This window comes from Flavobacterium sp. P21 (assembly GCF_050632225.1).
Lineage (GTDB): Bacteria > Bacteroidota > Bacteroidia > Flavobacteriales > Flavobacteriaceae > Flavobacterium.
On the sequence record NZ_CP192585.1, the window covers coordinates 741,857 to 768,850 of the forward strand.

Below are 26,994 nucleotides of genomic sequence, written 5' to 3' on the forward strand. Positions count from 1 at the left end.
CATTAAAATAACCATGCGAAAAATTGTACTATTATCCTTTCTGAGTTTAGGTTTAAACTCTGTTTTTGCTCAAAGCGCTCCATATTGGCAACAACATGTCGATTATAAAATGGAAGTATCGATGGATGTAAAGACCTATCAATACAAAGGAAAACAAGAATTAGTTTATACCAACAATTCTCCTGATACTTTAAGAAAAGTTTTCTATCATTTATATCCAAATGCTTTTCAGCCAGGAAGCGAAATGGATGCACGTTTGCATTCTATAAAAGACCCAGATGCAAGAATGGTGAATAAAGTTAAAGATGCTGAAGGAAAAGAAATAAAACAAAGCCGAATTGAAACTTTGAAGCCAAATGAAATCGGTTTTCTGAAAATCAGCAATTTTAAACAAGATGGTGTTGTTGCTCAAACAAGACTTTCATCTACAATTTTAGAAGTGACTTTGGCGAAACCAATTTTGCCAAATTCAAAAACAACTTTCACCTTAGATTTTGATGGACAAGTTCCAGTTCAAATTCGTCGCTCTGGGCGAAATAATAAAGAAGGAGTTGAGCTTTCAATGTCGCAATGGTACCCAAAATTAGCCGAATTTGATTTTGAAGGATGGCACGCAGATCCTTATATTGCTCGTGAATTTCACGGAGTTTGGGGAGATTTTGACGTAAAAATTACAATTGATAAAGACTATACAATCGGAGGTTCAGGATATTTGCAAGACAAAAATTCAATCGGACATGGCTATGAAGATGCTGGCGTAACAGTGACTTATCCTAAAAAAACAAAAACATTGACTTGGCATTTTATCGCGCCAAATGTTCATGATTTTACTTGGGCGGCTGATAAAGCATACACGCATGATATTGTAAAAGGACCAAATGATGTTGATTTGCATTTCTTCTACAAAAATGACGAAAAAACAACTGCAAATTGGAAACAACTTGAGCCTTTAATGGTTAAAGTTATGGACTACTACAACCACAGAGTTGGGCAATATCCTTATAAGCAATATTCATTTATTCAAGGTGGAGACGGGGGAATGGAGTATGCAATGTGTACTTTGATGCTTGGAAGCGGAACACTTGAAGGAATTCTAGGAACTGCAACACACGAATTAGGACACTCTTGGTTCCAACATATTTTGGCTTCAAACGAATCAAAACATCCTTGGATGGACGAAGGTTTCACAACTTATATCGAAGACAGCGCTTTGAACGAATTAAAAGGTGATAAAAAAGAGGCGAATCCGTTTGAAGGAAATTATAAAGCTTATTATAGTTTAGTAAATTCTGGAAAAGAACAACCACAAACTACGCACGGTGACCGTTATGACGAAAATCGTCCATACAGTATTTCATCTTACGTAAAAGGAAGCATTTTCCTTTCACAATTGGAATATGTAATCGGAAAAGAAAACCTTGACAAAACTTTGAAAAGATATTACAGTGATTTTAAATTCAAGCATCCAACTCCAAATGATATCAAAAGATCAGCAGAAAGAGTTTCTGGCGCTGAATTAGATTGGTATTTAGTGGATTGGGCACAAACAGCAAATACAATTGATTACGGAATCAAAGATGTTGCGGATAATGCTGGAAAAACAACAGTTACTTTGGAAAGAATTGGAAGAATGCCAATGCCAATTGACTTAAAAGTGGATTATACAGATGGAACTTCGGAGACATTTTATATTCCATTGAGAATGATGAATTTCATTAAGCCAAATCCAAATCCAAATGAGAAAAGAACAGTTTTAGAAGACTGGGCTTGGGCGCAGTCAAATTATAGTTTTTCAATTGATAAAAGCAAAACTGCAATCAAAAAAATCACTATCGATCCAAGCGGATTAATGGCTGATGTGAAACAAACAAATAATGTTTTTGAAGTGAAATAATCTTCAAAAAGAATAAAAACAGAAAGTCCCGTTTAAATTAATAAACGGGACTTTTTCTTTTTATAAAATTAAGTTTTTTGAATAGCCTCCAGCTTTAGCTGGAGGAACATGAATGAAAATAAAAGGCTTTAGCCAAACGATCAAAGTTTGGCTAAAGCCCTTCACTTTACAACAAAAAACCTCCAGCTTTAGCTGGAGGCAATTGAATTTTTCAGTTGATGATATAAAGCAAATTGTGCTGAGAAATAATTAGCTCAAATGCTCAATCATATCTTTTGTCATAGATTCCAAATCAAACTTATGATTCCATCCCCAGTCTTCTCTTGCTGAAGAATCATCAATACTTGCCGGCCAGCTGTCCGCAATTTTTTGACGGAAATCTGGATTATAAGTAATCTCAAAATCTGGAATATGTTTTTTGATTTCGGCGACAATTTCTGTTGGAGTAAAACTCATTGCGGCCAAATTGTATGACGAGTGAATTTTAATTTCTTCAGCCGGAGCTTGCATGATATTGATTGTAGCATCGATTGCATCATCCATATACATCATTGGCATTTTGGTTTCAGATGATAAAAAGCATTCGTATTTTTTATCGGCGATAGCTTTATAGAAAATATCAACAGCATAATCAGTAGTTCCGCCACCTGGAGGAGTTGACCAGCTAATTAAGCCCGGATAACGAATACTGCGAACATCAACGCCATAAATATTATGATAGTATTCGCACCATCTTTCGCCCGCTTGTTTACTGATTCCGTAAACAGTCGAAGGTTCCATTACAGTATATTGAGGTGTATTTTCTTTTGGAGTTGTTGGCCCAAAAACAGCGATACTCGAAGGCCAGAAAATCTTCTGAATTTTTTTGCTTTCGCCAAATTCAAAACATGAAAAAGAGAATTCATATTCAAGTCCCAAGCAAAAGCAGGGTTTTTCTCAGCAGTTGCAGACAAAAGTGCTCGCCATCAAATAAACATCAGTAATTTTATGTACTTCTACAAGATGTTCGATTTGGTTAAAATCTAAAGCATTGACCACTTCAAAAGGCCCTGAATTAACAACATCAGTATTTAGTTTTCGAATGTCAGAAGCGATTACATTTTCGGTTCCGTACAATTTACGCAGTTTTTGCGTCAGCTCTGTTCCAATTTGTCCACAGGCACCAATGATCAATATTTTTGGATTCATTTCTTTAATGATTTAAGAGACACAAATATAACGTTTTCGCAATTACGAATGCTTTTTAGAATCATAAATTATAAATTCAATAATGAAAAAGTTTGTTTGTTGGATTATTCTCTTTTACAGAGGTGTGCCTTTGTGCCTATAAGAGTGTGTCCGTGTGCCTTTTAAAAATCGTTCCTAAAAAGCATTTTTATTGATAAAAAAAGTTTAAAAAAGCATCCCAATTTGTGATTTTAAAAGTTTAGAGAAGTGATGAAAAAATAACCTTGATTTATAGAATCTTTAGCAAAAAAGAGCCTTCGTAATTGTAAATTTACTTCGTAACTTTGCCACTTAATGTTTTGCCAAATGAAATATAAAATAGCTCTCTTTTTACTTTTGACTTTTCTGTTGCAATCTTGTCAGGATGAAAATGCAAAACGTCTTGCAGAACAACAAAAAGTAGCCAAAAAGAATGAGAAAATCTTCAATAATATTAATAAAGCCTGGATCTTTATCGACGAGCCAATTAATGAAGTCGCAGAAAAAAATGCGAGTACATGGAATGAATGGCGCGAATTTTTAAAGGAACTTGGTGACAAGCCTAGAAGAACAATTGGTGCATTTCAAAAAAATCAAAAGCGATTGCAAAAAAGCAATTGCGTTGAACAATAATATTCCTGCAGAATTAAATCAACCAGCCATAAAAAGCAGAATTTCTATTTTGATTACCAAAGTTAAAATGATGGATTTGTTTATCAATTTGAGCACAATTCCAGATGATAAAGTGACTTTTTTAATTGGTGAAATCAACAAAGAAATTATTTCATTGGAAAGACAAATGGACAAAATTGTCGAAAAAGCCAAAATTCCGAAAGAGCAAGGAGAAGAAGATTTCTTGAGAATGTTAGATACAACACGAGCGATTCCGAATTCGGCAACGCCAATAGATCCAAATATACCAAAAGTTGAGTAAAAACGCCTTATATACCACATACGATAATCTGCCAAAAGCGCAAGCAGATTGCGGCAAGTTTGCTAGAAGGAAATCAGATTAAAATGAACCTTAGCGGCTTGTTGGGATCGGCGGTTTCATTTATAATTCGATCTGTTTTTAAGAAAACGGAACTTCCTTTTCTGATTGTTTTAGACAACAAAGAAGAAGCGGCCTATTACTTGAACGATCTCGAACAAATGATTGGTGAGCAGGATGTATTGTTTTATCCCGCTTCATTTCGTCGTCCCTACCAAATTGATGAAACTGATAACGCAAATGTTTTGCTTCGCGCTGAGGTTTTAAATAGAATTAATTCAAGAAAAAACCTGCTGTAATTGTTACGTATCCAGAAGCACTTTTTGAAAAAGTAGTAACAAGAAGAGAACTCGATAAAAACACGTTAAAAGTGGCTTTGAACGATAAAATTTCGATTGATTTTATCAACGAAGTTTTGTTTGAATATGAATTCAAAAGAGTAGATTTTATCACCGAACCTGGCGAATTTTCGGTTCGTGGAGGAATTGTCGATGTATTTTCTTTTTCAAATGATCATCCGTACCGAATTGAGTTTTTCGGAAATGAAGTAGACAGCATCAGAACTTTTGATGTTGAAACGCAATTGTCAGTTCAGACACATAAAAAAATCACGATTATCCCAAATGTTGAAAACAAACTATTTCAGGAAAACCGCGAGAGTTTCTTAGATTATATTGCTGAGAAAACAGTCATTTTTATCCAAAATACCGAAGGACTTTTTAGTCAATTAGATAAACAATTTGCAAGGGCAGAAGAAGCATTTGAGAAACTTTCGAAAGAAATAAAACATGCCACGCCTGAACAATTGTTTTTAAATCAGGCGTCATTTATAAAAAGATCTTTGGATTTTTCAGTTGTAGAATTGGCTTCAAGACCAGTTTATAAAACCACTAAGAAATTCGAATTTCATATTCAGCCTCAGCCTTCTTTCAACAAACAATTTGATTTATTGCTGAATAATCTGAGCGAAAATCATTTTAACGGATACATAAATTATTTGTTCTGTTCGAATGAAACACAGGCAAAACGTTTTCATGATATTTTTGAATCTTTAGATGAAGCCAATTCAGAAAACATCCGAAAACAATATCATACCATTGTATTGCCTTTGTACCAAGGTTTTATTGACGAAGAAAATCAGATAACGGCTTATACCGATCACCAGATTTTTGAGCGTTATCATAAATTCAACATTAAAAATGGATATTCTAAAAAGCAAAATATTACGCTTAAAGAATTGACCGCACTTTCCGTTGGCGATTATGTAACGCATATCGATCACGGAATTGGAAAGTTTGGTGGCTTGCAGAAAATTCAAGTTGAAGGAAAAACACAGGAAGCCATTAAATTGGTTTATGCCGATAATGATATTGTGTATGTGAGTATTCACTCGCTTCATAAAATTTCGAAATACAACGGAAAAGACGGAACGCCTCCAAAAATTTATAAATTAGGTTCGAACGCTTGGAAGGTTTTAAAACAAAAAACCAAAGCGCGCGTCAAGCATATTGCATTTAATTTAATTCAGTTATATGCAAAACGACGATTAGAAAAAGGTTTTCAGTTTGCGCCTGACAGTTATTTGCAAAACGAATTAGAAAGTTCGTTTATTTACGAAGATACTCCAGATCAAACCAAATCGACAGCTGAAGTAAAAGCCGATATGGAAAGCGATCGCCCAATGGACCGTTTGGTTTGTGGTGACGTTGGTTTCGGAAAAACAGAAGTTGCAATTCGTGCTTGCTTTTAAAGCGGTTGATAACAGTAAACAAGTGGCGGTTTTAGTTCCGACAACGATTCTGGCGTACCAACATTATCGAACTTTCTCAGAACGTTTGAAAGATATGCCGGTTTCAATTGGTTATTTAAACCGATTCAGAACGGCAAAACAAAAAACACAAACCTTAAAGGATTTAGCTGAAGGAAAACTCGATATCGTAATTGGAACGCATCAATTGGTCAACAAAAATGTAGTTTTTAAAGACTTAGGTTTATTGATTGTTGATGAGGAACAAAAGTTTGGCGTTAATGTAAAAGATAAATTAAAAACGATTGCCGCAAATGTTGATACGTTGACATTGACGGCGACGCCAATTCCGAGAACTTTACAGTTTTCGTTAATGGCGGCTCGAGATTTATCAGTAATTACAACGCCTCCGCCAAATCGATATCCAATTGAAACAAATGTTGTTGGTTTTAATGAAGAGATTATTCGCGACGCGATTCTGTATGAAATTCAGCGAAACGGACAAGTTTTTTTATCAATAACCGAATCGAAAATATAAAAGAAGTGGCCGGAATGATTCAGCGTTTGGTTCCGAATGCAAGAGTCGGAATTGGTCACGGACAAATGGACGGCGCTAAACTCGAAGAATTGATGTTAGGTTTCATGAACGGAGATTTTGATGTTTTGGTAGCAACAACAATCATTGAAAGCGGTTTGGACGTTCCAAATGCCAACACGATTTTCATTAATAATGCGAATAATTTCGGACTTTCGGATTTGCACCAAATGCGCGGTCGAGTAGGGCGAAGCAACAAAAAAGCATTCTGTTATTTCATCTGTCCGCCTTATTCATCTATGACGGAAGATGCCAGAAAACGTATTCAGGCATTGGAACAATTTAGTGAATTAGGAAGCGGTTTCAATATTGCGATGAAAGATCTTGAAATTCGTGGCGCTGGAGATTTATTAGGTGGCGAACAAAGTGGTTTCATTAATGAAATTGGTTTTGATACGTACCAAAAAATCATGAACGAAGCAATCGAGGAATTGAAGGAAAATGAATTCAAAGATTTATATCCGGAAGAAAATGATATCGACACCAAAGAATACGTAAAAGACATTCAAATAGATGCCGATTTTGAGCTTTTATTCCCAGATGAATATATCAATAACGTTTCAGAACGTTTGGTTTTATACAACGAATTAGGTGCAATAAAAGACGAAGCTGGTTTACAGGAATTTGAGAAAAAATTGATTGACCGTTTCGGGCCATTACCAAAACAAGCTGTTGCTTTATTAAACAGCATCAGAATAAAATGGATTGCAACGAAAGTCGGAATTGAGAAATTAGTCTTGAAACAAGGCAAAATGATTGGTTATTTCGTTTCAGATCAGCAGTCTGATTATTACCAATCGGTGAAGTTTAGAAATGTCTTGAATTTTGTTCAGAAGCACAGTAATCTTTGCAAAATGAAAGAAAAACAAACTGTGAACGGATTACGTTTGTTGTTGACTTTTGAGAATGTGAAGTCGATAAAACGAGCTTTGGAGTTGATGGAGTTGTTTGAGGAGTAAAGTTTGCCACGAATTTCACCAATTTGCACTAATTCTTTTTGCCACAGATTAAAAGGATTATCAGGATTAAAAAATCATGTAAATCCGTTTAATCTGTGGCAAAAATTTTTAAAATATAATTCGTGCTAATTGGTGAAATTACTTCGTCTGTTCGCTATCGCTCGAGTCGTGGCGAAAAAAAATTAAAAAATAAAAAATGCCGTATGAAATCTTCATACGGCATTTAATTTTAAACCTAAATTGAAATTACTTAATAATTAATTTTTTAGTCGCTTTAAAATCTTTAGAAGTAATATTTACGATATAAACTCCAGAAGATAAATTATGATTGATTTGTCCTGAAGTTGTAAGTCTTTCAGTTAAAACTGTTCTTCCGGTCATATCAGAAACTACAATTTCTGCAACATCTCCATTTTGTAATTCTGGCATTAAAACATGAAATTCATTTCCAGTTGCAGGATTCGGATAAATTCCAATTGCAGGTTCAGTCGCTGAAACTTCATCAATTTTTAAAGCAGATTTTCCTGTTCCAACAGTTGTTGGTTCCAATTGCCATTGCGCGCTGTACCAGCCATCTTGCGAATTTCCGTATTGTGCAGAACCTGTTTGGTTTTCGATATGAATAATGTTTCCTGTTTGCCATCTGTTTCTTAATCGAACCCAAGTTCCATCGATATAATCGCTAGACCATTGTGCACTCCAGAAAGTAGTATCGGTGATATTACATTGTACAGTTCCTGTTTGACTTTCGATATTCATCAATTCGCCGGTTGCTACATTTTTAAGCACAAAATAAGTGGCGTCAATAGCGATTTTTTGCCATTTGTAGTTGTTTCCTGAAACGGTTGTTCCGTAACCAACATTTGTTCCGGCATCAGATAAGTAAGCACCAGTCCATCTGTTTTTGATCGTGTAATAAGTTCCGCCAGCCGCAGTTGAAACCGTTACAGCGCAAGTTGCTATTTTGCTTCCATCAACTGTTGTAACAGTAATTGTTGCAGTTCCATTCGCTACAGCGGTTACCAAACCTGAAGTGTTTACAGTTGCTACAGCTGTGTTGCTAGAACTATAGTTTACAGATTTGTTTGTTGCGTTTGTGGGATTAACGGTTGGTGTTAATTGCTGTGTTCCGCCAACATTTAATGAAGCCGAAGTTGGACTTAAACTTACACTTGTAACCGCAACATTTGCCGCATTTACAGTAACAGCGCAAGTTGCAGTTTTTGCTCCATCCTGAGTTGTTGCAGTTATTGTTGAAGTTCCTGAAGCGACAGCAGTTATTAATCCAGAACTATTTACAGTTGCAACCGCAGTATTGCTTGAACTGTAAGTTACCGCTTTGTTTGTCGCATTTGCAGGATTAACGGTTGGCGTCAATTGTTGCGTTGCACCAACTAATAATGTGGCAGTTGTTGGCGATAATGTAACTCCTGTTACCGCAACGACAGTTCCTGGATTTGTATCGTACCAAGTATTATTCATGAACCATCCATTTTTATCTCTGCTCAAATCGGCAGTTTGGTTGGTTCCGTCGTTGAAAATTAAATTTGTTGAGGTTACATTTGTAAATGTGTAGCTGTACCATCCATTTCCAGCATCGGTCATATTTACTCCTGGCCAGTTTACTGTTGCTAAAACTCCTGTTGGCAATGCATTCCAATAATAGATTTTAATTCCAGTTCCCCAGTTTGATGGTTTATAGAAATAAACCGTAAAATTAGTATTCGGATTTACTGTAATTGTTGCCGAATTCGTTTTATTTCCGTCTTGTGTAGTTGCAGTAATTGTTGCTGTTCCTGCCGCAATTGCAGTCACAAGTCCGCTTGAATTTACGGTTGCTATTGCAGTATTACTTGATGACCAAGTTACATTCTTATTGGTTGCATTCGCAGGCGAAATTGTTGCAGTAAGTTGTTGCGTATTTCCTGCATATAAACTTGCAGAAGTTGGCGAAACGGCCACTGAAGTTACTGGAATCGTTGAAACAGTAATTGCCGAAGTTGCTGTTTTGTTTCCGTCAACGGTCGTAACAGTAATTGTTGCTGTTCCTGTAGAAACTGCCGTAACTAACCCAGAAGTATTTACAGTTGCTACAGCCGTATTGCTTGAACTCCAGGTCACGTTTTGATTTGTTGCGTTTGCCGGTGCAATTGTTGCATTAAGTTGTTGTGTAGTTCCTAAACCAACCGTAGCTGAGGTTGGGCTAACCGAAACTCCTGTAACGGCTACAACCGGAGCATTGGTATTGGTTAAAACCAAATATTCGAACGCAACAAAATTACGTGTAGAACCAGCCGTTAAAGTTACTGAAGCATTGTTATTATAAGGATTTACATAAGTTCCTGCCAAGGTCGCCGGGATAACATACGACTTTGAAGTATTTCTCAAATTCGACATTACGATTACTTTTTCTGTACCTAATGTTTTAGTGAAAATACAAATGTCATCATTCGCATATGTCGTTAAATCACCGCGTCTGATAGCCGCACTTGAAGTTCTGAAATTTAAGATTTTTGCGAAATCTGCTCGCTGCAGTTGGATTTTGTGACCAGTTGAATTTGAAGTTTGTCCAAGGCCAATCTGTTTTTGGTTCGTAGTCGATTTCTTGTCCGCTCATTAAAAAAGGAACTCCTCTCATATAAGCTGAAACTAAGAAATTAGCAACAATTCCGTTATGGTTTTTGAACACTACAAAAGGTCTTCTTACACCATCATCATTCGTATAAGTATCATGATTTCCAGTGTATCTAACGATTTGCTGATTTCCAGTTGCTTTTGCATATTCATAAGTAGTCTGGTCCTGAATTCTTTGAGAAACTGGTCCACCGCTGGCAATATCATATAAACCCGCATGAAACCATCTGTCGCCATAATTCATATCAAAACCAACCTGAAAGTTTTCTTGTCTGTCTCCTTCGGCTAGCATTAATAATTTATGAGATGTGATTCCTCTGAGGTTTGTATTCACTTCTGACCAGAAAGCTAAAGGCGGATTGTTAGCATAATCACAACGGTATCCGTCAACGTTTGCGACAAAAATCCAGTAACGCATTGCATCTTTTATAGCGACTCTAGTTGCCGTACTATTTAGATCAAGTGTCGCGATATCAGAGAAGTTTCCGAGTTGTTGAATTGTTGTACCGCTTCTCATATAATATTCTGGATGTGAAGCGATCCAAACATTATCCCAAGAAGTTCCGTTAATGGCGATATCCAAAATAACTGCCATTCCACGGCTGTGAGCACCATCGACTAAAGTTCTTAAATCGGATAAAGAACCATATTCTGATCCTACAGCTTTAAAATCTTTGATGCAATAAGGCGAAGCAGAACTTCTGGAGTCTGTTCCGTGAGGGTAAATTGGCATTAAATAAATAACGTTGGTACCGAGTGCTTTTATATTATCTAGTCGGGCGGTTACTCCGGCCAAATCTCCGTTGGCACTAAATGGGCGAATATGAACTTGATACATGTTTACATCTCTTGTATCTGGTACGCCAGCAAATGGGGTTCCGTATTGTGCGGGATCCTGGGCATAAGCCGAGCTGGCAAATAGTAATAGAAAACAAATTAGTGTTTTCGCAATATGAAATAATCTAAGGGTAGTTTTGATTTTCATAATAATAGTTTTTTGAATGCTTGTCGGCATTTTTAACTAAAATTCATTCTCACTCGCATTGTTTTTAAATTTGACAAACATTTTGTGGTTAATAGTTTTCAAGTCGTAAAATTGTTTTTTTTGCTCAGAAATGAGCATAAGTTTTCTGCCACGAATTCACGAATTTTTTAAATTAAGCTTATTTTACTTAACCTTAAAATTGTAGTGAATTCATGAATTCGCAACAAAAAAATAGTAATCTATAGTTTTTTCAATCCCTTTAATTCTGCATCAATTCCTTCTTTGATGCTGATGGCAACACCTCCGCCTGGAGCTAAATATTGCTTCAATTTGGTTTTTGAGTTTACAATGAATTTGGTTACAGTATATTTCTGCGGATTTTCTTTCCAATTTGTTTCTTTGGCGTCAGCATAAATTGTGGCGATGTAGCTTTTTCCGGCAGGTAAATAATCAAATGAAATGTTGGCTGTTCTTGAGTTTTCATCGGTAATTCCGCCAAGGAACCATTCGTTTTTACCTTTTGCTTTACGGGCAATTGTAATATAATCTCCCGGTTCAGCTTCCAGAATATAACTGTTGTCCCAATCAACCGCCACATCTTTTATGAACTGAAATGCATCTGGAAAACGCTCGTAATTCCCTGGAATATCAGCGACCATTTGTAGTGGACTGTACATCGTAACATAATAAGCCAATTGTTTTACTAAAGTCGTGTTTACTCGTTGTGTACTCCCAGTTCCATAATACGAAAGATCAGTTTGGAAAATTCCAGGCGTATAATCCATTGGGCCACCCATTAATCTTGTAAATGGCAAGATTGTAGTATGATCCGGCGCTAATCCTCCCATAGATTCAAATTCCGTTCCACGTGCAGATTCCTGAGCAATCCAGTTTGGAAAAGTTCTGTTTAAACCTGTTGGGCGAACGGCTTCGTGACTGTCAATCATAATTTTATAATCAGCGACACGTTTGGCAACGTTGATATAATGATTGACCATCCATTGTCCGTCGTGATGTTCGCCACGTGGAATAATTTTCCCCACATAACCTGTTTTCACAGCATCATATCCGTTGTCATTCATAAATTGAAAAGCACGATCTAAACGACGCTCATAATTAGTTGCAGATCCTGAAGTTTCGTGATGCATAATAATTTTCACACCTTTTGAAGCCGCATATTCATGAACGGCTTTTACATCAAAATCAGGGTAAGGAGTTACGTAATCAAAAACTTCTTCTTTCCAGTTTCCAATCCAGTCTTCCCAACCAATGTTCCATCCTTCAATCAAAATTGCATCAAAACCATTTTTTGAGGCAAAATCGATATATTCTTTTGCTCTTTCAGTTGTCGCTCCGTGTTTTCCATTCGGCGTAAGCTTTGTGAAATCATCGGTTAATTTTACATTGTTTTCTTTTCCAAAAGCCCACGTGCTCCTTCCTGCCACAAAATATTCCCACCAAATTCCGATGAATTTCACTGGTTTGATCCATGAAACATCTTTGTAACTTGTAGGTTCGTTTAGGTTTAAAATTAATTTTGAAGCTAGAATATCTGTTGCTTTGTCGCTTACGACAATCGTTCTCCAAGGCGATTGTGCATCGGTTTGCATATAGCCTTTTGCACCAACAGCATCTGGAGCCAAATGACTAATCATTTTATTGTTTACAGCATCAACTTCAAGATACATTGCCGGATAATTGATTAATGAGGCTTCGTGAATATTGATGTATAAACCATCATCAGATTTCATCATCGATGGCGTTTGTACAGATAATTCTTTTATTGGACATTGTGCATTGATTTCGATGGTTGCTTTTTTCATCAACGAAGGAATCTCTGAAATTTTTGAAGTCGTATACGCATATTCATTGGTATCATAATCTCCCGGAATCCAGAAAATTTTATGGTTTCCAGCCAAATTAAACTGTGAACGTTCTTCTTTAATTACAAAATAACTTAAATCATTTTGCTTTGGAAATTCATATCTGAAACCTAATCCGTCGTTGAATAAACGGAAACGAATACGAATGTATCTGTTGTTGTTTTTCGCTTGCGCCAAAGTGACAACCAATTCGTTGTAATGATTACGAATCGTTTTTTCTTCTCCTAAAACTGGATTCCAATTTTCATCAACTGAGGATTGTGCTGTATTTGTTACGGTGAAACCATCCAAAAACGAAGGCATATTTTGAAGCTCTAAACCCAAAGAACTTGGTTTTATTACTGCTTTTTGTTTATATGATAATTGGTAAGAAGGAACGCCACCTTCTTTTAATTCAAATTTTAGAGAAAGATTTTTGTCTGGCGAAGTTATTTCTTGTGCTTGAACGAATAATGTACCGACACATACGAAAAATAAAATCGCAACTTTCCTGCCCAAACGAATTTGGAACAGCATTTTTTGGGATTGAAAATTCATGTTATTTAGTTTTTTGCAAATCTAATTCTATTAGAGGCTTGTATTATTTTTTTAGTATTAAATATTGGTACGCCGCTAAATTTATTTCGGAACCAATGGTAACCGAATTTCCTGTTAAGGCATCCTTCCATGTAGTATTTGCTAGAGCTGTTGGAGCAGTATATGTAACATTTTTGTTTTTAATATTTGCTACAATTAGAACTTTATCAGAAGTAGTTTCCATTGTAAAAGCACTTACTTCATTACTGCTGTATCCGGTAACTTTTCCTTTTCGGAGTGCTTCACTGGTATTTCTGAAAGCGATTATCTTTTTGTATTCTTTCAGCATATCAAAATCAGTTGTAGACCAGTCGATCGCTACTTTGTCAAAATAATCGATGCGTTTTGCATAACCAATTTCTTGACCACCATAAATCATCGGAACAGATTTCATGCTTGAAGCAATTACAAAAGTCGCCAAAGAACCTTTTTTGCCTCCAAAAGTTCTAACGGAGTTCCATCAGAAAGATTCACATCGTGATTTGTGATGTAACGAACGATACGTTTTGAACTGTCTAATTGGCCATATTCTTTAGAGCTTTCGGTTTGTAAATAAGAAGCTGGTTGAGCTTCTGAAAAAGTCTTTTTTAGAGCATCAAAATAAGAAAATCCAAAAGTGTAGTCAAATCCTGCATCATAATGATTGGCTCTTGTACCTTCTGCCATCATAATCATTTTTTGATTTTTGATTTTACGAATTGCAGTAATAGCTTGCGTCCAAAATGGTCGCGGAACAAAATCGGCAAGCATCGCATCTGAAGCCATCAATATTGGCATTATAAACCCAGTATGACATGGCATCGATCATGGCATTTTTCATATCAGCATTGGTATAATTTAATTGTGCTACATCTTGCCAGTTGGTTCCCGGAGGAATTATGATATTTCCGTTTGTGTCTTTTTGGTACCAATCTGAATGTGCTGTAATCCATTGATTGTCCCATGAAGTATGATTGGCAACCCAGTCTAAAATAACAGCCATGTTTTTAGTATGCGCTTCGGTAACTAGTGAACGTAGATCTTCGAGATTTCCAAAATCAGAATTAATTGCTTTATAATCTTTTACGCAATATGGCGAACCATATTTTCCAGCCGCTTTTACAACTCCAACAGGATAAATAGGCATTAGATAGATTACATTTGCACCTAATTTCTGAATAGAATCAAGACGTTTTTGCACTCCTTTCAGATTTCCTTCCGGACTAAAAGAACGGATATTTACCTGATAAATAACCGCATCTTCATTTGCAGGAACTTTGTCGAAAGCGGTTCCATACTGCTGATATCCTGTTCCTGGATCTGGTTTTGGATCTGTTTTAGGACTGTCTTCAGATGAACTGCAAGAAATAAATGCCAAAGCAAACAGCAAAATAAAAACGATGTTGGTTTTAGACTTCATGATTATAGAAATTAAATTATACAAGACTAGAATTGCAATTTTGTTTTTTTAGATAACCTGCCTTTCGCTCAAAAAAGGCAGGTATCACTCAAACTAATCTAGCTTATATGTATATATGTTAGATTATTTTTTAACTATAGTACAAGTTGCTGTTGCCGGATAACCTTTTGTTGCCGGATCAGTTTCGTCTATAGTAAACGTAACGTCATAAGTTCCCGCTTCAGTAATGGTATAAGCGCCTTGATCGTCACGATTAATTGTATTTGTTGATGCATCTTTTGGTCCGTAATTAACATCCCATTTGTTGTTTAATCTGAATTTTAATGCTCCCGCAACTAAGTCGGCAGTAACTTTCCAAGTTTTTGTTTTATGGTCGTATTTCATTGGAGTACTGTTGTCCCAGCCTCCCGATTGAGCCGTACCCACAATTCCCCATGCATAAGGAGTAGCAGACCATTTTAACGTATTTAAGTTTGCTTTTATTTGGTAGGAACCTGCACCTGGAAGGAATAAATTATCATCATCCATTCGAACTAAATCTTCATTAGAAGCACCTGCACCATAGAATTCTGCCCATGTTCTGGCCGTATTTAATTTGAATGCCAATGCAGTTCCTTCAGTAGTCATGTATCCTTGATAAACTCCTTTTTCAATTGCTGTCAAAGCTGCGAGCAGTTTCGACTGCCCAGCCTTGATAATCTCCAGGCATATAAATTTCGCCAAAAACAATTGCTTTTTCATAAGGAGTCACTGTGATTTCGATTGGATCTGAATAAATATTTCTATCCATGACAGCCACGACTCTTATTGCTAATTTTCCTTCTGCATTTGGTTGTATTCCTAAATCAGTTGCAATTTTATTCAAATCACGAACAGTAAAAGATTTAGTCAAAACATCACTTCCTGCTTCGAAAGCTTTAGCATTTAACCATGCCTTGGCACCGGTAGTATTTGCTGGAAGGTCAAATTGAACTGTATATAAAACAGGAGCTTCAATTGGAAAAACAACAGCTGGCCAAGAAATAGTTGTTGCAGTGTTGTCGGTCGCATCTTCTTTTAGCACAATTTTACTTGCTGAAGATGTAATTGCAGAAGGAAAACTAACCGACTTTAAAACGGTTAATTCTGCATCAGAGTCACAAGAAGTAGCCACAATTACTAACGCAAGTAATGCTACTAATTTATTTATATATTTTTTCATAGTATTTAGCTGTTTTTAGTAACCTGGATTTTGTTTAAGTCCTGGATTTGCATTTAAAGCTGAAGTTGGAATAGGGAATATTTTTCTAAATGCTTCTGATGCACCTCTGAATTCATTTGGCAACAAGAATTTATCAAAACGAATCATGTCTTCTCTACGATGTCCTTCCCAATTTAATTCACGACCTCTTTCATCATAAATATCATCAAGAGTAGGGTTTCCGGCCAAAGCTCCAATACCAGCACGAGTTCTAATAGCATCAACTAGAGGTTTAGCGGCTCCAGCATTACCCAAACGAACATTACATTCAGCTGTCATTAACATAACATCAGCATATCTGTAAATAGGAAAATCATTTGAAGCTCCTCCGCCGTTCATTGAACCTGCAGGATAAAATTTAACATTTCGAACGCCCTCTTGAGCACCAGCGCCCGGATTATCTAATGAAGCTACATCCAATGTATAATTTACGTTGCCCGGTTGTGGCCCTAATAGGAATTGTTTTTTACGAATATCTTTATCATCATATTTCGCGTAAAAATCTTTAGGAACAATAGATCCGTTCCAACCGCTGTAACCAAATAAGGCATTAGCATGTGGCCCAATCAAACTACGTACGGTAAAAATATTACGACCTACAACATCAACAGTAGTATAAATAGATAAAATTGTTTCATCTTGAGGACTTACATCGCCAAACAATTCGAAGTATTTATTCCCTAACGGACTTGAAGCATCTGAAAGTGCAGGATGTAATGAAAATCCTCCGCCATTTACAACATTACAAGCCGCTAAACATTCGGCCCATTTTGGAGTTCCGGTTAAAACACCTGCATTCAAATACACTTTAGCAAGCAAAGTATATCCAGCCCATTTATTGAATCTACCGTAAAATTCGCCACCTTTAGTACCTGGCAGTAAATCAACATTTGCTTTTAATTCTGATACTACGAAATCAAATACAACCTGACGACTTGCTTGTGGAATTTTGTCGACAGTAATATTGTTATCGGTATAAAATGGAACACTTCCAAAGTCATCAATCAATAAATAATAGAAAAAAGCTCTTAAAACTTTTGCTTCAGCAATTTTTGATGCATCTGCTTTAGAGTCTTCCAATTGCTGTATTGCAAGGTTGGCATTGAAAATTGATTTATAAAGCCAGTTCCAAGTATTACCAACGATTTCGTCTGTTGGTAGCCATTGGTGCTTGTACAAAATTGCAAATCCTGTTGACCAGTCACCCGTATTTCTATGAGGAATAACTTGGTCATCAGCACACATGGAGTTTAAGTCATACCAACCCATATCTGCACCAGCATAACCAACGCCACCCCAGTTACCAGCGATTTGTGCATATACACTTGCTAAAGCTATATCAGCTCCTTGAGGCGATCCATAAAAATCTTCTGCAGGGTATTTGTCGTACACATTTTCGTCAACATTGGTACAACCTGTTAAAGCCAAGAAACAAATACTTCCCGCTATAAATATATTTTTGATTTTCATTTCTTTTACTATTTAAATTTAACATTTACACCAAACGAGATGCTTCTGGTACGAGGATAAATTCCTTTATCTCCTCCAAAATAAACATTTGGATCTCCACTTCCACTTAAGTTGATTTCAGGATCAATACCTGAATAATTTGTGATAAGGAATAGGTTGTTTCCAGTAAGAGAAAGTCGAATAGAATCGATGAATCGATCTTTAAAACTAAAATTGTATCCGGCCGTAACGTTTTCTAAACGAACAAATGAACCGTCTTCTAACCATAAATTTGAAGAATATTGCGAGGTGTAAATACCTAAGTCAACAGCGCTTTCTAAAACATTGCTTTTTCCAATGTTTTCCATATAACTTGAACGTTGATTTACAGTGTTGTAAATTTTGTTTCCTCCAGATCCTCTTAATAATAAAGAAGCATCAAACTTTTTATATCTCACGCTTGGATTGAAAGCGAAAGAATAAGTCGGCAGAGCAGAACCCTGCATTACACGATCCGGACTCATACTACCTTGGTCAATAACGCCATCAGCATTTTGATCTACTACTGTTTCAGCGTTAGCGAGCATCTTTGCCTTGGTGCTCGCAAAATATTAAATGTACCTATTGGTTGTCCTTTTATCAAATAAGAATTCGGTGCACCCCAACCAACATAGTCTGTATTTAATGGAACACCATTAATGCTTCCGCTTAAGTTAAGAACTTCATTGCGCATGAAAGAAACGTTTCCTGCTAAAGTAAAAGTCGTATTTTCATTACGGATTACATCATATGCCAAAGCAACCTCTAGTCCTTCGTTTTTAATACTACCAACGTTGGCTTTGATTTTATCATACGGATATGGAGGCTGTGGAACTGTATAATCAAATAATAAATTATCTGTTGTTGCAGTATATACATCAATTGTACCTCTTAATCTGTTGTCGATTAAACCAAAATCAAGACCAATATTGGTTTGTTTTTTGGTCTCCCATTTCAAATCAGGATTGGCATTTTGAATGATGTTGTAATTTGGAATTTGTGAACCTCCAAAATAAGTAGTCCCTGCGGCACCAACCAAAGAAAGAGAACTTTGAGGCAATAAACCTTGCTGGTTTCCAGTAACTCCATAACCTACACGCAGTTTCAAATCATTAACTACAGATTGATTAGCCATAAATGATTCTTTTGCAATTTGCCAAGCTACCGAAGCAGATGGAAAATTACCCCATTTGTTGTTGTCTCCAAATACAGAAGAACCATCACGTCTGATACTTGCTGTAACCAAATAACGATCTAATAAAGAGTAATTTACTCTTGCTAAAAAAGAAGCTAGGGTTCTGTCATTTTTATAAGATTTAATGTCTCCTGGTAAAGCTTTCGTGATATCACCTAATTGTAAACCGTTGTAAGTTGCTAAATCATTAATAAAACCTCTTGCTTGAGAGTAATTACCTTGATAAGTTTGATTTTGCCATTCGTACAATGCCAAAGCATTAATAGAATGAACACCAAATGTTTTTTTGTAAGTCAAACTAATATTCATCAATTTCTCTTCTATACGATCATTAGTGATGTTTCCAAAACCTTTTTGGTTAATTGCATTTGCATCTGTAGAAGATGCTGGATTATAAAAACCTACTGAATTATTTGCTTTTCTCCAGCTTCCAAACCAACCTGCCTGCAAACCATCAACTATATCCAAATCAGCTTTAAGACTTCCAAATAAATTATCATATTTTCCTTCTTGTACAATTTCTTGTTGAGCCGCATAAGGATTCAAATATTGAAATAAATTAGGATCTGTATAATACGTTTTGCCATCTGGTTGAAACACTGGATCAGTAGGACGCATTTGATAAGCTTGAGAAATTAAGTTTGACACCTGATTTACTCTACCAATACTTTGTGTGCTAGTTGAAGTATTACTAATTCCGTTAGTTAAACTATAAGTCAAAGTTAATTTGTCATCCAAAGCTTTTTGAGTCGCTTGTAAACGGGCAATATATTTTTTATTATCAGAGTTAATTACAACACCGTCTTGTAAAATAGCACTCAGGGACCCGTGGTAACTAAATTTTTCACTGCCTCCACCAAACGAAAGTGTATGCGTTTGAGTAAATCCTGTTTGTGTTAAAATTCCGTACCAATCTGTATCAGCACCATGATTTGCAGATGCAGGAACTCCAACACTTTGAGCCGCAGTCCACCATTGATCAGCATTTAGAAAATCCAATTTTTTTGGAATAAAATCAATAGCAGAAGAACCTACATATTCAAAAGTTGTTTTTCCTGATTTATTGGTTTTCGTGGTTACAATGATAACTCCGGCGACTCCTCTAGATCCGTAAACCGCAGTAGCCGAAGCATCTTTTAAAATATCGATAGACGTTATTTCTGTTGGAGGAATCGAATTTAATAAATCTAGATTTCCTTGTATTCCATCTACCACTACCAAAGGATCACTTCCTCCAATTAAAGAGCTTACTCCACGAATACGTACACTTGGTGCAGAACCCGGTTCGCTACCAATTTGGTTAATATTCACACCCGTGACTTTACCCGAAATTAATTGCAAAGGATTTACAAGTGCACCTTGATTCATCTCTTTTGCTGTAATTGTAGAAACAGCACCCGTTACATCTTTCTTAGTAACAGATCCATAACCAACTAAAACTACTTCTTGTAAGTTTGTTGCATCTGGTTCAAGTTTAATGTTGATTGTTTTTTGGTTTGCCGTTACTTTTTTGTCTTTGTAACCAACAAATGACACCACAATTACAGAAGTATTGCTTTCAACAGTGATTGTAAATTTTCCGTCAAAATCAGTAACAACACCGTTTTTTGTTCCCTGCTCATTTACTGACGCACCCGGAAGCGGACTTCCATTTTCATCAGTAACAATTCCTGAAACGGTTTGTTTTTCATATTCAATAACTTGTGTTTTAAGCTCCGGCTTTTTTAAGATAATCTGAGTATCTCTAATTTTAAACTCAGTTGGAGTACCTTTAAAAAGCTTGTCTAAAACTACAGATATCGGTTGATCTTTTACAGAAATAGAAACAGTTCTATCTAAGTCAATATCATTTAGTTTATAAATGAATCTGAAATCGGTTTTTTGTTCGATGGTCTCAATAACCTTTTCGATTGTTGAATTATTTAATTCCAGCGTTACTTTTGTTTTTTGGGCATAAGTATTCGCTCTAATATTAAACATGGCGACCAAAATAAGTAGGGTAGTTAATTTCAATTTTAGGTCATTTTGGAACACTCGGTATAAAAACCCAGTATTCTTTGATTTTTTTCATAATTTTGTTAATTGATTGTAGTTAATTCGTTATATTCAATCACTTAGTTAATCGGAAATTGTTCGCGACTCTTTCCGATTTTTTTATTCCCGTAATGTTAGTTCCTCATAGTTTGTAATTGGTTTAAGTGGTTATTTAATTAGTATTTGATTGCCTTTTATGGTGTAATTAATGCCGTGAATATCATTGAAATAGCTCATAACATTTTCAATAGATTCTTCCTTAAAGCTGGCGTTGAATTTTTCGTTGGCTAATTTTTCGTTTTTGTTTACAATTGTAACATTATAGCGTCTTTCCAGTTTAGTGATAATATTTTTGAAAGTCATATTTCTGAAAGTCAGACCGCCATTGATCCATGAAGTATAAATATCTGTGATGACGGGCTTAGTCGAAATTTTAGTATTTTCTTTATTGAAAGTTCCTTTGAATCCTGGTTTTAAAATCGTGTTTTTTAAAGCATCAAATTCTTCGTTTGGCTGATACATTCCAACAGATCCTTCAACTAAAACTACATCTGTTGAGGTATCTTCTGGATAATTTGAAACGTTGAAATGTGTTCCTAAAACACGAACATTCAAGTTGTCGACATTTACGATAAACGGATGCTTTTTGTCTTTGGCAACATCAAAAAACGCTTCTCCGTCCAGAAATACTTGTCGGTTTTCGCCAGCGATAAATTTTATAGGATATTTTAAAGTTGTTCCCGAATTCAGATGAACAAATGTTCCGTCAGAAAGCTGAAGGCGGAATTTTTTTCCGTACGGAATTTTGATCGTGTTGTAAACCAATTTTTCAGGATCTGAACTATTCTTATAAACTAATTTATCTCCGTTCTGATTTCCAACAACATTACCTTTTGAATCTTTTACAATCGATGAATTTTTTCAGAAATTACCTGAATATCGCCATTTTCTAATTGAAGGACAATATCGGTGCTTTTGAAATCAAATTCTTTTTCAGCCGGTTTAGTTGCAAGATTTTGTTTGTAGAAAAAGGCAATCCCCAATAAAACAGCAACAGATGCGACAATCGAAATGTATTTTCTGTAATTCGATTTTCTTGCTGGCAATTCAATAACAGAAGTTTCTTTTTCTTCTTCTCTTGAAGCTGATAAAATATTCATGAAAATAGAATCGGCAGTTTGTTTGTCCATTTTTGGCATTTCATCCAAAAGATTTTGAACATCTTCTACCGTTGGAAAATCATCTGTAAGCTGATTTTTTTATAATAAGCAATTACCTCGTTTGTTTCTTCGGGCGTACATTGGTTCAAAACAAACTTTTGTAAAAGGCCTTTTATTTCAGAATTTGAATTCATTACGAATTGTTTTTTAGGTCTGGGTTTTATATAATACAGTTGAAATAAAGTTTAGTACTACTCAAACGTTATAATTTTTTCAATTTTAACATTTAAAAGATTAAAATTGTTTTTAATTGATTGATTTTTAAAGTTTTAATAAATATGTCTTTTTTGAAAAAATGATGCTGAAGAATATTTTGCCCGCAGATCTAAACGGATTTAAACCGATTTACACAGATTTTTTATTGTTTTAGGAAATATATTTAGCAGAAATTAACCAATGTTTGAATGCAAAAAAACCGCGTAAATCGGTTTAAATCTGCTCAATCCGTGGCCATCTCTTCACCAAGAACAAAAAAAATCACCTGAAAAGGTGATTTTAATGGTTTGTGGTTTTTTGGTTAGATAATTTCATCATGAACTTGAAAAAAGACTCGCATGGATTCCAGTGCTTTGCTCATTTGGTTCTTGACAGTATTTATAGAGATGCCGAGTTCCTGACTTATTTCTTCATAACTCATGCCTTTCTTTCGGGACATTTTAAAAATTTGCTTTCGCTTGGGAGGTAATTGTTTTATAGCGTGTTTGCGAAGTTTTTTGCAATCTTCTTCGCGAATCGAATAATCGCCGTATTCATGAGACTTTTGGCTTTCATAAAAAACGGCTTCTTTTAAAACCTGATCATTTGCGGCTTTATTCAAAGTGTTAAAAGCTTGATTTCTAGCAATGGTAAAAATATAAGCTTTAAATGATTGCTCCAGATTCAAGTTTTCGCGATGTCGCCAAACCTTCATAAAAACATCCTGCACATTTTCTTCGGCGCCTTCTTTTGATTTTAAGAGACTAATGCTGTAACCATAGATATCTTGGTAATACAAATCAAAAAGGGAACGAAATGCTTTTTCGCCGCCATTTTTTAGTTCGCTTACCAATAATTTGTCGCTATAATCTTTGGCTTCCAACATTAAATTAATTAGTTTGTATTTAAATCTAATTATATTACGATACTATCAAAATCGATACTCTAATGCGTTGAGTGGTTAGCAAATATATAAAAATATAATTCGCATAAAAAAGTCAAAAATCACACTTATTTGTAATTTTTTTAAAACAATATAGCTTGGATGGCAACAAACGCTGAGGTAATATGCTTTTTATCAAGTTGATAACTTTTTGGCTGAAAAATTAAAAATTAACGATTTTGGATTTTTAATTTTGAGAATATTCTTATTGTCAGAAGTGGAAGTTGCAGATTCTTCATTTTTTTTAAATCAAAAAATCCTTTCATCTTTTTACAAAAAAGACAAAAGGATTATTGAAAATTGAATCTATATAATTGATCTAAAATTAATTCTGTTTAATTAGTTTTTCAAATCTTTGATTACTTTGAAAGCAACGTCAACTTGATCTTCGCCAACTAATATTGTAAATTCATTTGAAGTTGAAATTACCTCGTTGATGATGATTCCTTCCCAAGCCAAACGTTGGAAAATGAAATAATAAATACCAGGAACAACGATATTTTCTTTTGGTAATTTTACTGTAATAGAAGCTAAATTGTCTAATTTCTGAATTAGTTTTTCTCTCATAAAGTGTTTTTCAACCAAATGATTCACACTGTCGCTCACTACAATATTGGTTTCATTTACACCACGAGATGAGGTATAGAAGATATCAGACAAAGCATTAATATCAGAAATTAAATCAGCTTGTTTGTTTAAAACAGTTTCTGAAGCCGCAAAAGTGTAATCTGTAAGCTCAGAACGAACTGTGATTTCGCCTATATTCTTGATTACTTTATTGATTTTGTGGTTTAATTTAAAATCTAATTCCTCAGTCAATCTTTTAAGAGACATTACAACAGCACCTTGTTTTACCTCTTTGCCAAATTCACTTTCTAGCTCAGTCATAATGTTTCGAGACAGAGAAGTTAAATTGATAATCCCGAGCGATAATGCATTCAATAAAAACGGCTTTGTTTTGATGTAATTTTCGACGATGGAAGAAACGGTTTTCATAATTTTTTTCTTTTTTTTTGTAACTTAATTGTGTTGGTTTAGTTAATTTGATGTTATAAATCTCTGCAAATATAAATAAAAAAACAAATTGTTACAATTATAACAAGAAAAAAATATGTTAAAAATGATAAAAAGCGTCAGTAAGATGCTCAATTGCAAATGTTTCCTCAGATTTATGGATTGCAATTATGTCAAAACGAACATTTAAATCATCATCAAAATCCATTCCCCTATCGTTTATGTAGGCATTTACTGCTTTTATGAGCAACTGAATTTTTTTTGCTTGACAAAATCCTGAGGAGAACCAAAATCCAAACTCGATCTTGTTTTGACTTCAACAATGGCCAAAATGGATTCTTTTTGAGCAATAATATCAATTTCGGCTTTTTGAATAATAAAGTTTCTTTCTAAAATTTCGTAACCATTTTCTTCAAGATAAGAGACAGCAAGATCTTCTCCGAGTTTTCCTAGTTCATTATGTTCTGCCATAGTTTTTGTTTTTAAGTTTCAGGTTTCAGGTTTGAAGTTTCAAGTTCAGGTATGAGGTTTTTGCACGCAAAGACGCGAAGTCACAAAGTATATTTAAAACTTTGCGACTTCGCGTCTTTGCGAGATTTTTATGTGGTATTTTGAGCCTTCTTCTAAAAGAAGTTAATTCGATATTATTTTTGGAAACTTAAAGTACTTCCAGTGGCATTTACATCAATTGTAACCGTATTTCCCATTATTAAAGCTCTATTGTCTCTAATATGGCCTGCGGGAAAGTTAAAAATTACAGGAATATTATATTTTTTGGTTACATCATCAATGATTTCTAGTGCGTTTTTTCCCCACGGAACTTCATTGTCTTTCATTTTGGTCATTCCTCCAATAACAATTCCTTTAAGATTTTCGATGCATCCATTTCTTCTTAAATTCATCATCATACGATCAATATGATATAGGTATTCATCTAAATCTTCAATGAATAATATTTTGTCTCTGCAGTCAATAGCTGAAGGAGAACCTAATAAACTATATAAAATAGAAAGATTTCCACCAACTAATTCGCCAGTTGCTTTTCCAAAACGATTCATTGGAGATGGAGCAACTGTATAAGATAATGATTCGCCAAATAAACTTGTTTTTAAAGAACTGATCGCCTCTGGAGTTGCGCGCGGAATTGTAATCGGCATTACACCATGAATTGATTTATAGCCCATTGTGTTTAAATGATTATGCAAAACAGTAACATCACTAAAACCGATAACCCATTTTGGATGTTGTTTAAATTTGGTAAAATCCAATAAATCCAACATTCTAACCGTTCCGTATCCGCCTTTAACGCACCAAATTGCTTTAATATTTGGGTTGTCTAATTGCTTTTGAAAATCGGCGGCGCGTTGTTCGTCTGTTCCAGCCAATTGATGATAATCTAGACCAATGGTGCTTCCCACAACAACTTCTAATCCCCAACTGTGCAATAAATCAATTGTTGGTTTTAAATTGTCGTCGATGTTTTTTCTGGCCGTTGCCAAAAGAGCTACAGTATCTCCTTTTTGTAAATAAGGTGGTGTTATCATGATTTGTTGAGATTGACATGTTAATGATTGCAAAGCAAAAATAAGAAATGCGATTTTACCCAAGGGAAAACTTTTCTTGATATGCTTAAAGCTGTTTATTGTCATAATATCTTTTGCTTAAAAGTTCATTTGTTTTTAAAATTGGGCTAGAAATCAGCCTCCATATTGTTTTTGTAAATCTTCCAAAAGAAGCATCAATCCTTTGTCAGCTTCTTCAGATTGTACATTTGCAAAGATGATAAAAGCTTTATTAATTGGTTTACAAATATAAACTTTAGTTAAAAATGTTCCCGGATTTCCGTAATGAAACGAATATTTTAAACCTGAGTTTTCATTTATTTCAGAATACCATCCAAAAGAAACTTCAGGGAAACCATTATGCATCAAATTAAATTCCTGAGCCGATAATATTTTCGATTTTCCAGCTAAACCCTGCAGTTGCATTTGTGTAAATTTACAATAATCGGGCAAACTGCAATTTATATTTCCTGCAGATGAGAGCCAGTTTAATTTATAATTGAGAGCAGGCTTTTCGGGTTTTAAATTTTCGTCATGTCCCCAAGGCTGATTTTCATCGAGTAGATTAGGCGGTCCAAAACCGAAATCAATATTTAGATTTCTGCCTAATTCGGCTACTAAGGTTTCATAGCTTTTTCCGGTCACTTTTTCGAGCATTAAACCTGCAACAACATAACTCGGATTTGACAAATACACTTCTTGCTTTTCAGAAACAACCTGATTTTGTCTAAAAAACCAAGAAATAAATTCATATCGCTGTTGCCGTTTATCACCTTTAATTTCTTTTTGAGAAGGCGTTTCATTTCCATACGACCAAGTGGAAATTGGCGCTCTAAAAGTCAAGAAATCCTGCAGTGTTACATTATAGAGAATTGGGTTGCTGTTTGCCTTTAACTCAGGATAAAGATCAAAGAATTTAGTGTCTAAATTTATTTTTCCTTCTTTTACTAAAATCATGGCAATGTAACTTGTTATCGTTTTAGTTAAAGATCCCAAACGAAATTTATCATCAATTTTTGCTTTATAAGAAGAATTAATTCGCTGATATCCTAAAGATTGAATTTCAATTATAGAATCTGATGAAACAACCGCATACGCTAATTCGGGAATTTTATATTTAATTCTAATATTTTCTGCAAAGGAGCTGTTTTTTTGCCCGAATAAAGTTGACAACATGCTAAAGAAAAGCAAAAAAACAAGATTTTTTTTCATTTAAGAGAGTATCGATTTTTGT

20 protein-coding genes and 3 pseudogenes are annotated in these 26,994 nt (G+C 35.1%); 4 read left to right on the forward strand and 19 right to left on the reverse strand.

All coding sequences use genetic code 11. The annotated features are described in order from the left end of the window. The first annotated feature begins 13 nt into the window (after positions 1-13). Complete coding sequence (locus ACQ9BO_RS03635) at positions 14-1,894, forward strand: M1 family metallopeptidase (protein WP_431243668.1); 1,881 nt, start codon at positions 14-16, stop codon at positions 1,892-1,894. A 249-nt stretch (positions 1,895-2,143) separates the two neighbouring features. Here the strand turns inward: ACQ9BO_RS03635 and ACQ9BO_RS03640 are convergent. Continuing rightward, positions 2,144-3,082: pseudogene (locus ACQ9BO_RS03640) on the reverse strand (L-threonine 3-dehydrogenase). 345 nt (positions 3,083-3,427) lie between these two features. Between ACQ9BO_RS03640 and ACQ9BO_RS03645 the strand changes: the two are divergent. The 3 genes and pseudogenes from ACQ9BO_RS03645 to mfd all read left to right on the forward strand — a co-directional run bounded on the left by ACQ9BO_RS03645 (position 3,428) and on the right by mfd (position 7,392). Continuing rightward, entirely contained in the window at positions 3,428-3,733 is a 306-nt protein-coding gene (locus ACQ9BO_RS03645) for a hypothetical protein (RefSeq protein WP_431243669.1), read from the forward strand. After that, positions 3,723-4,034 (forward strand): hypothetical protein, encoded by a 312-nt coding sequence (locus ACQ9BO_RS03650; protein ID WP_431243670.1) that lies wholly within the window; start codon positions 3,723-3,725, stop codon positions 4,032-4,034. The genes ACQ9BO_RS03645 and ACQ9BO_RS03650 overlap by 11 nt, the downstream gene beginning before the upstream one ends. Beyond that, positions 4,027-7,392, forward strand: a pseudogene (gene mfd, locus ACQ9BO_RS03655) (transcription-repair coupling factor). The gene ACQ9BO_RS03650 and the pseudogene mfd overlap by 8 nt, the downstream one beginning before the upstream one ends. Positions 7,393-7,638: 246 nt before the next feature. On the opposite strand, the gene ACQ9BO_RS03660 reads toward mfd, so the two are convergent. From ACQ9BO_RS03660 to ACQ9BO_RS03745, 18 genes and pseudogenes are all read right to left on the reverse strand, one after another. Beyond that, positions 7,639-9,789, reverse strand: coding sequence for an Ig-like domain-containing protein (locus ACQ9BO_RS03660; RefSeq protein WP_431243671.1), 2,151 nt, complete (start codon positions 9,787-9,789; stop codon positions 7,639-7,641). A 70-nt stretch (positions 9,790-9,859) separates the two neighbouring features. Then, a complete protein-coding gene (locus ACQ9BO_RS03665) occupies positions 9,860-11,011 on the reverse strand; it encodes an alpha-amylase family glycosyl hydrolase (RefSeq protein WP_431243672.1) in 1,152 nt (383 codons plus the stop codon). 239 nt (positions 11,012-11,250) lie between these two features. After that, a complete protein-coding gene (locus tag ACQ9BO_RS03670) occupies positions 11,251-13,431 on the reverse strand; it encodes a glycoside hydrolase family 97 protein (RefSeq protein WP_431243673.1) in 2,181 nt (726 codons plus the stop codon). Positions 13,432-13,474: 43 nt separating this feature from the next. Beyond that, entirely contained in the window at positions 13,475-13,891 is a 417-nt protein-coding gene (locus tag ACQ9BO_RS03675; RefSeq protein WP_431243674.1) for a hypothetical protein, read from the reverse strand. After that, positions 13,876-14,235 (reverse strand): hypothetical protein, encoded by a 360-nt coding sequence (locus ACQ9BO_RS03680; RefSeq protein ID WP_431243675.1) that lies wholly within the window; start codon positions 14,233-14,235, stop codon positions 13,876-13,878. The genes ACQ9BO_RS03675 and ACQ9BO_RS03680 overlap by 16 nt, the downstream gene beginning before the upstream one ends. Continuing rightward, a complete protein-coding gene (locus ACQ9BO_RS03685; protein WP_431243676.1) occupies positions 14,162-14,869 on the reverse strand; it encodes an alpha-amylase family glycosyl hydrolase in 708 nt (235 codons plus the stop codon). The genes ACQ9BO_RS03680 and ACQ9BO_RS03685 overlap by 74 nt, the downstream gene beginning before the upstream one ends. 123 nt (positions 14,870-14,992) lie before the next feature. Next, positions 14,993-15,532, reverse strand: coding sequence for a hypothetical protein (locus ACQ9BO_RS03690; protein WP_431243677.1), 540 nt, complete (start codon positions 15,530-15,532; stop codon positions 14,993-14,995). Further along, on the reverse strand, positions 15,519-16,070 hold the full coding sequence (locus ACQ9BO_RS03695; protein ID WP_431243678.1) for a SusE domain-containing protein: 552 nt from the start codon (positions 16,068-16,070) through the stop codon (positions 15,519-15,521). Before ACQ9BO_RS03695 ends, ACQ9BO_RS03690 begins: the two co-directional genes overlap by 14 nt. Positions 16,071-16,085: 15 nt before the next feature. Continuing rightward, positions 16,086-17,579, reverse strand: a complete 1,494-nt coding sequence (locus ACQ9BO_RS03700; protein WP_431243679.1) for a RagB/SusD family nutrient uptake outer membrane protein — start codon at positions 17,577-17,579, stop codon at positions 16,086-16,088. A gap of 8 nt (positions 17,580-17,587) precedes the next feature. Beyond that, on the reverse strand, positions 17,588-18,145 hold the full coding sequence (locus tag ACQ9BO_RS03705) for a hypothetical protein (RefSeq protein ID WP_431243680.1): 558 nt from the start codon (positions 18,143-18,145) through the stop codon (positions 17,588-17,590). Beyond that, positions 18,121-20,805, reverse strand: a complete 2,685-nt coding sequence (locus ACQ9BO_RS03710) for a SusC/RagA family TonB-linked outer membrane protein (RefSeq protein ID WP_431243681.1) — start codon at positions 20,803-20,805, stop codon at positions 18,121-18,123. The genes ACQ9BO_RS03705 and ACQ9BO_RS03710 overlap by 25 nt, the downstream gene beginning before the upstream one ends. A 189-nt stretch (positions 20,806-20,994) precedes the next feature. Next, the gene (locus ACQ9BO_RS03715) at positions 20,995-21,651 is read right to left on the reverse strand and encodes a FecR family protein (protein WP_431243682.1); all 657 of its coding nucleotides are present in this window, start codon (positions 21,649-21,651) and stop codon (positions 20,995-20,997) included. Between the two features lie 77 nt (positions 21,652-21,728). Continuing rightward, complete coding sequence (locus ACQ9BO_RS03720; protein ID WP_431243683.1) at positions 21,729-22,016, reverse strand: hypothetical protein; 288 nt, start codon at positions 22,014-22,016, stop codon at positions 21,729-21,731. Positions 22,017-22,563: 547 nt separating this feature from the next. Continuing rightward, complete coding sequence (locus tag ACQ9BO_RS03725) at positions 22,564-23,127, reverse strand: RNA polymerase sigma factor (RefSeq protein ID WP_431243684.1); 564 nt, start codon at positions 23,125-23,127, stop codon at positions 22,564-22,566. 396 nt (positions 23,128-23,523) lie between these two features. Beyond that, the gene (locus ACQ9BO_RS03730) at positions 23,524-24,180 is read right to left on the reverse strand and encodes an aspartate kinase (protein WP_431243685.1); all 657 of its coding nucleotides are present in this window, start codon (positions 24,178-24,180) and stop codon (positions 23,524-23,526) included. A gap of 118 nt (positions 24,181-24,298) precedes the next feature. Continuing rightward, positions 24,299-24,669 (reverse strand): annotated as a pseudogene (locus ACQ9BO_RS03735) (YraN family protein). Between the two features lie 173 nt (positions 24,670-24,842). Then, positions 24,843-25,742: a S66 peptidase family protein gene (locus tag ACQ9BO_RS03740; protein WP_431243686.1), complete on the reverse strand. Its 900-nt coding sequence runs from the start codon at positions 25,740-25,742 to the stop codon at positions 24,843-24,845. A 153-nt stretch (positions 25,743-25,895) separates the two neighbouring features. Next, positions 25,896-26,972 carry a serine hydrolase domain-containing protein gene (locus ACQ9BO_RS03745; protein WP_431243687.1) on the reverse strand — a complete coding sequence of 359 codons (1,077 nt, stop codon included), beginning with the start codon at positions 26,970-26,972 and terminating at the stop codon, positions 25,896-25,898. Between the last annotated feature and the right edge of the window lie 22 nt (positions 26,973-26,994).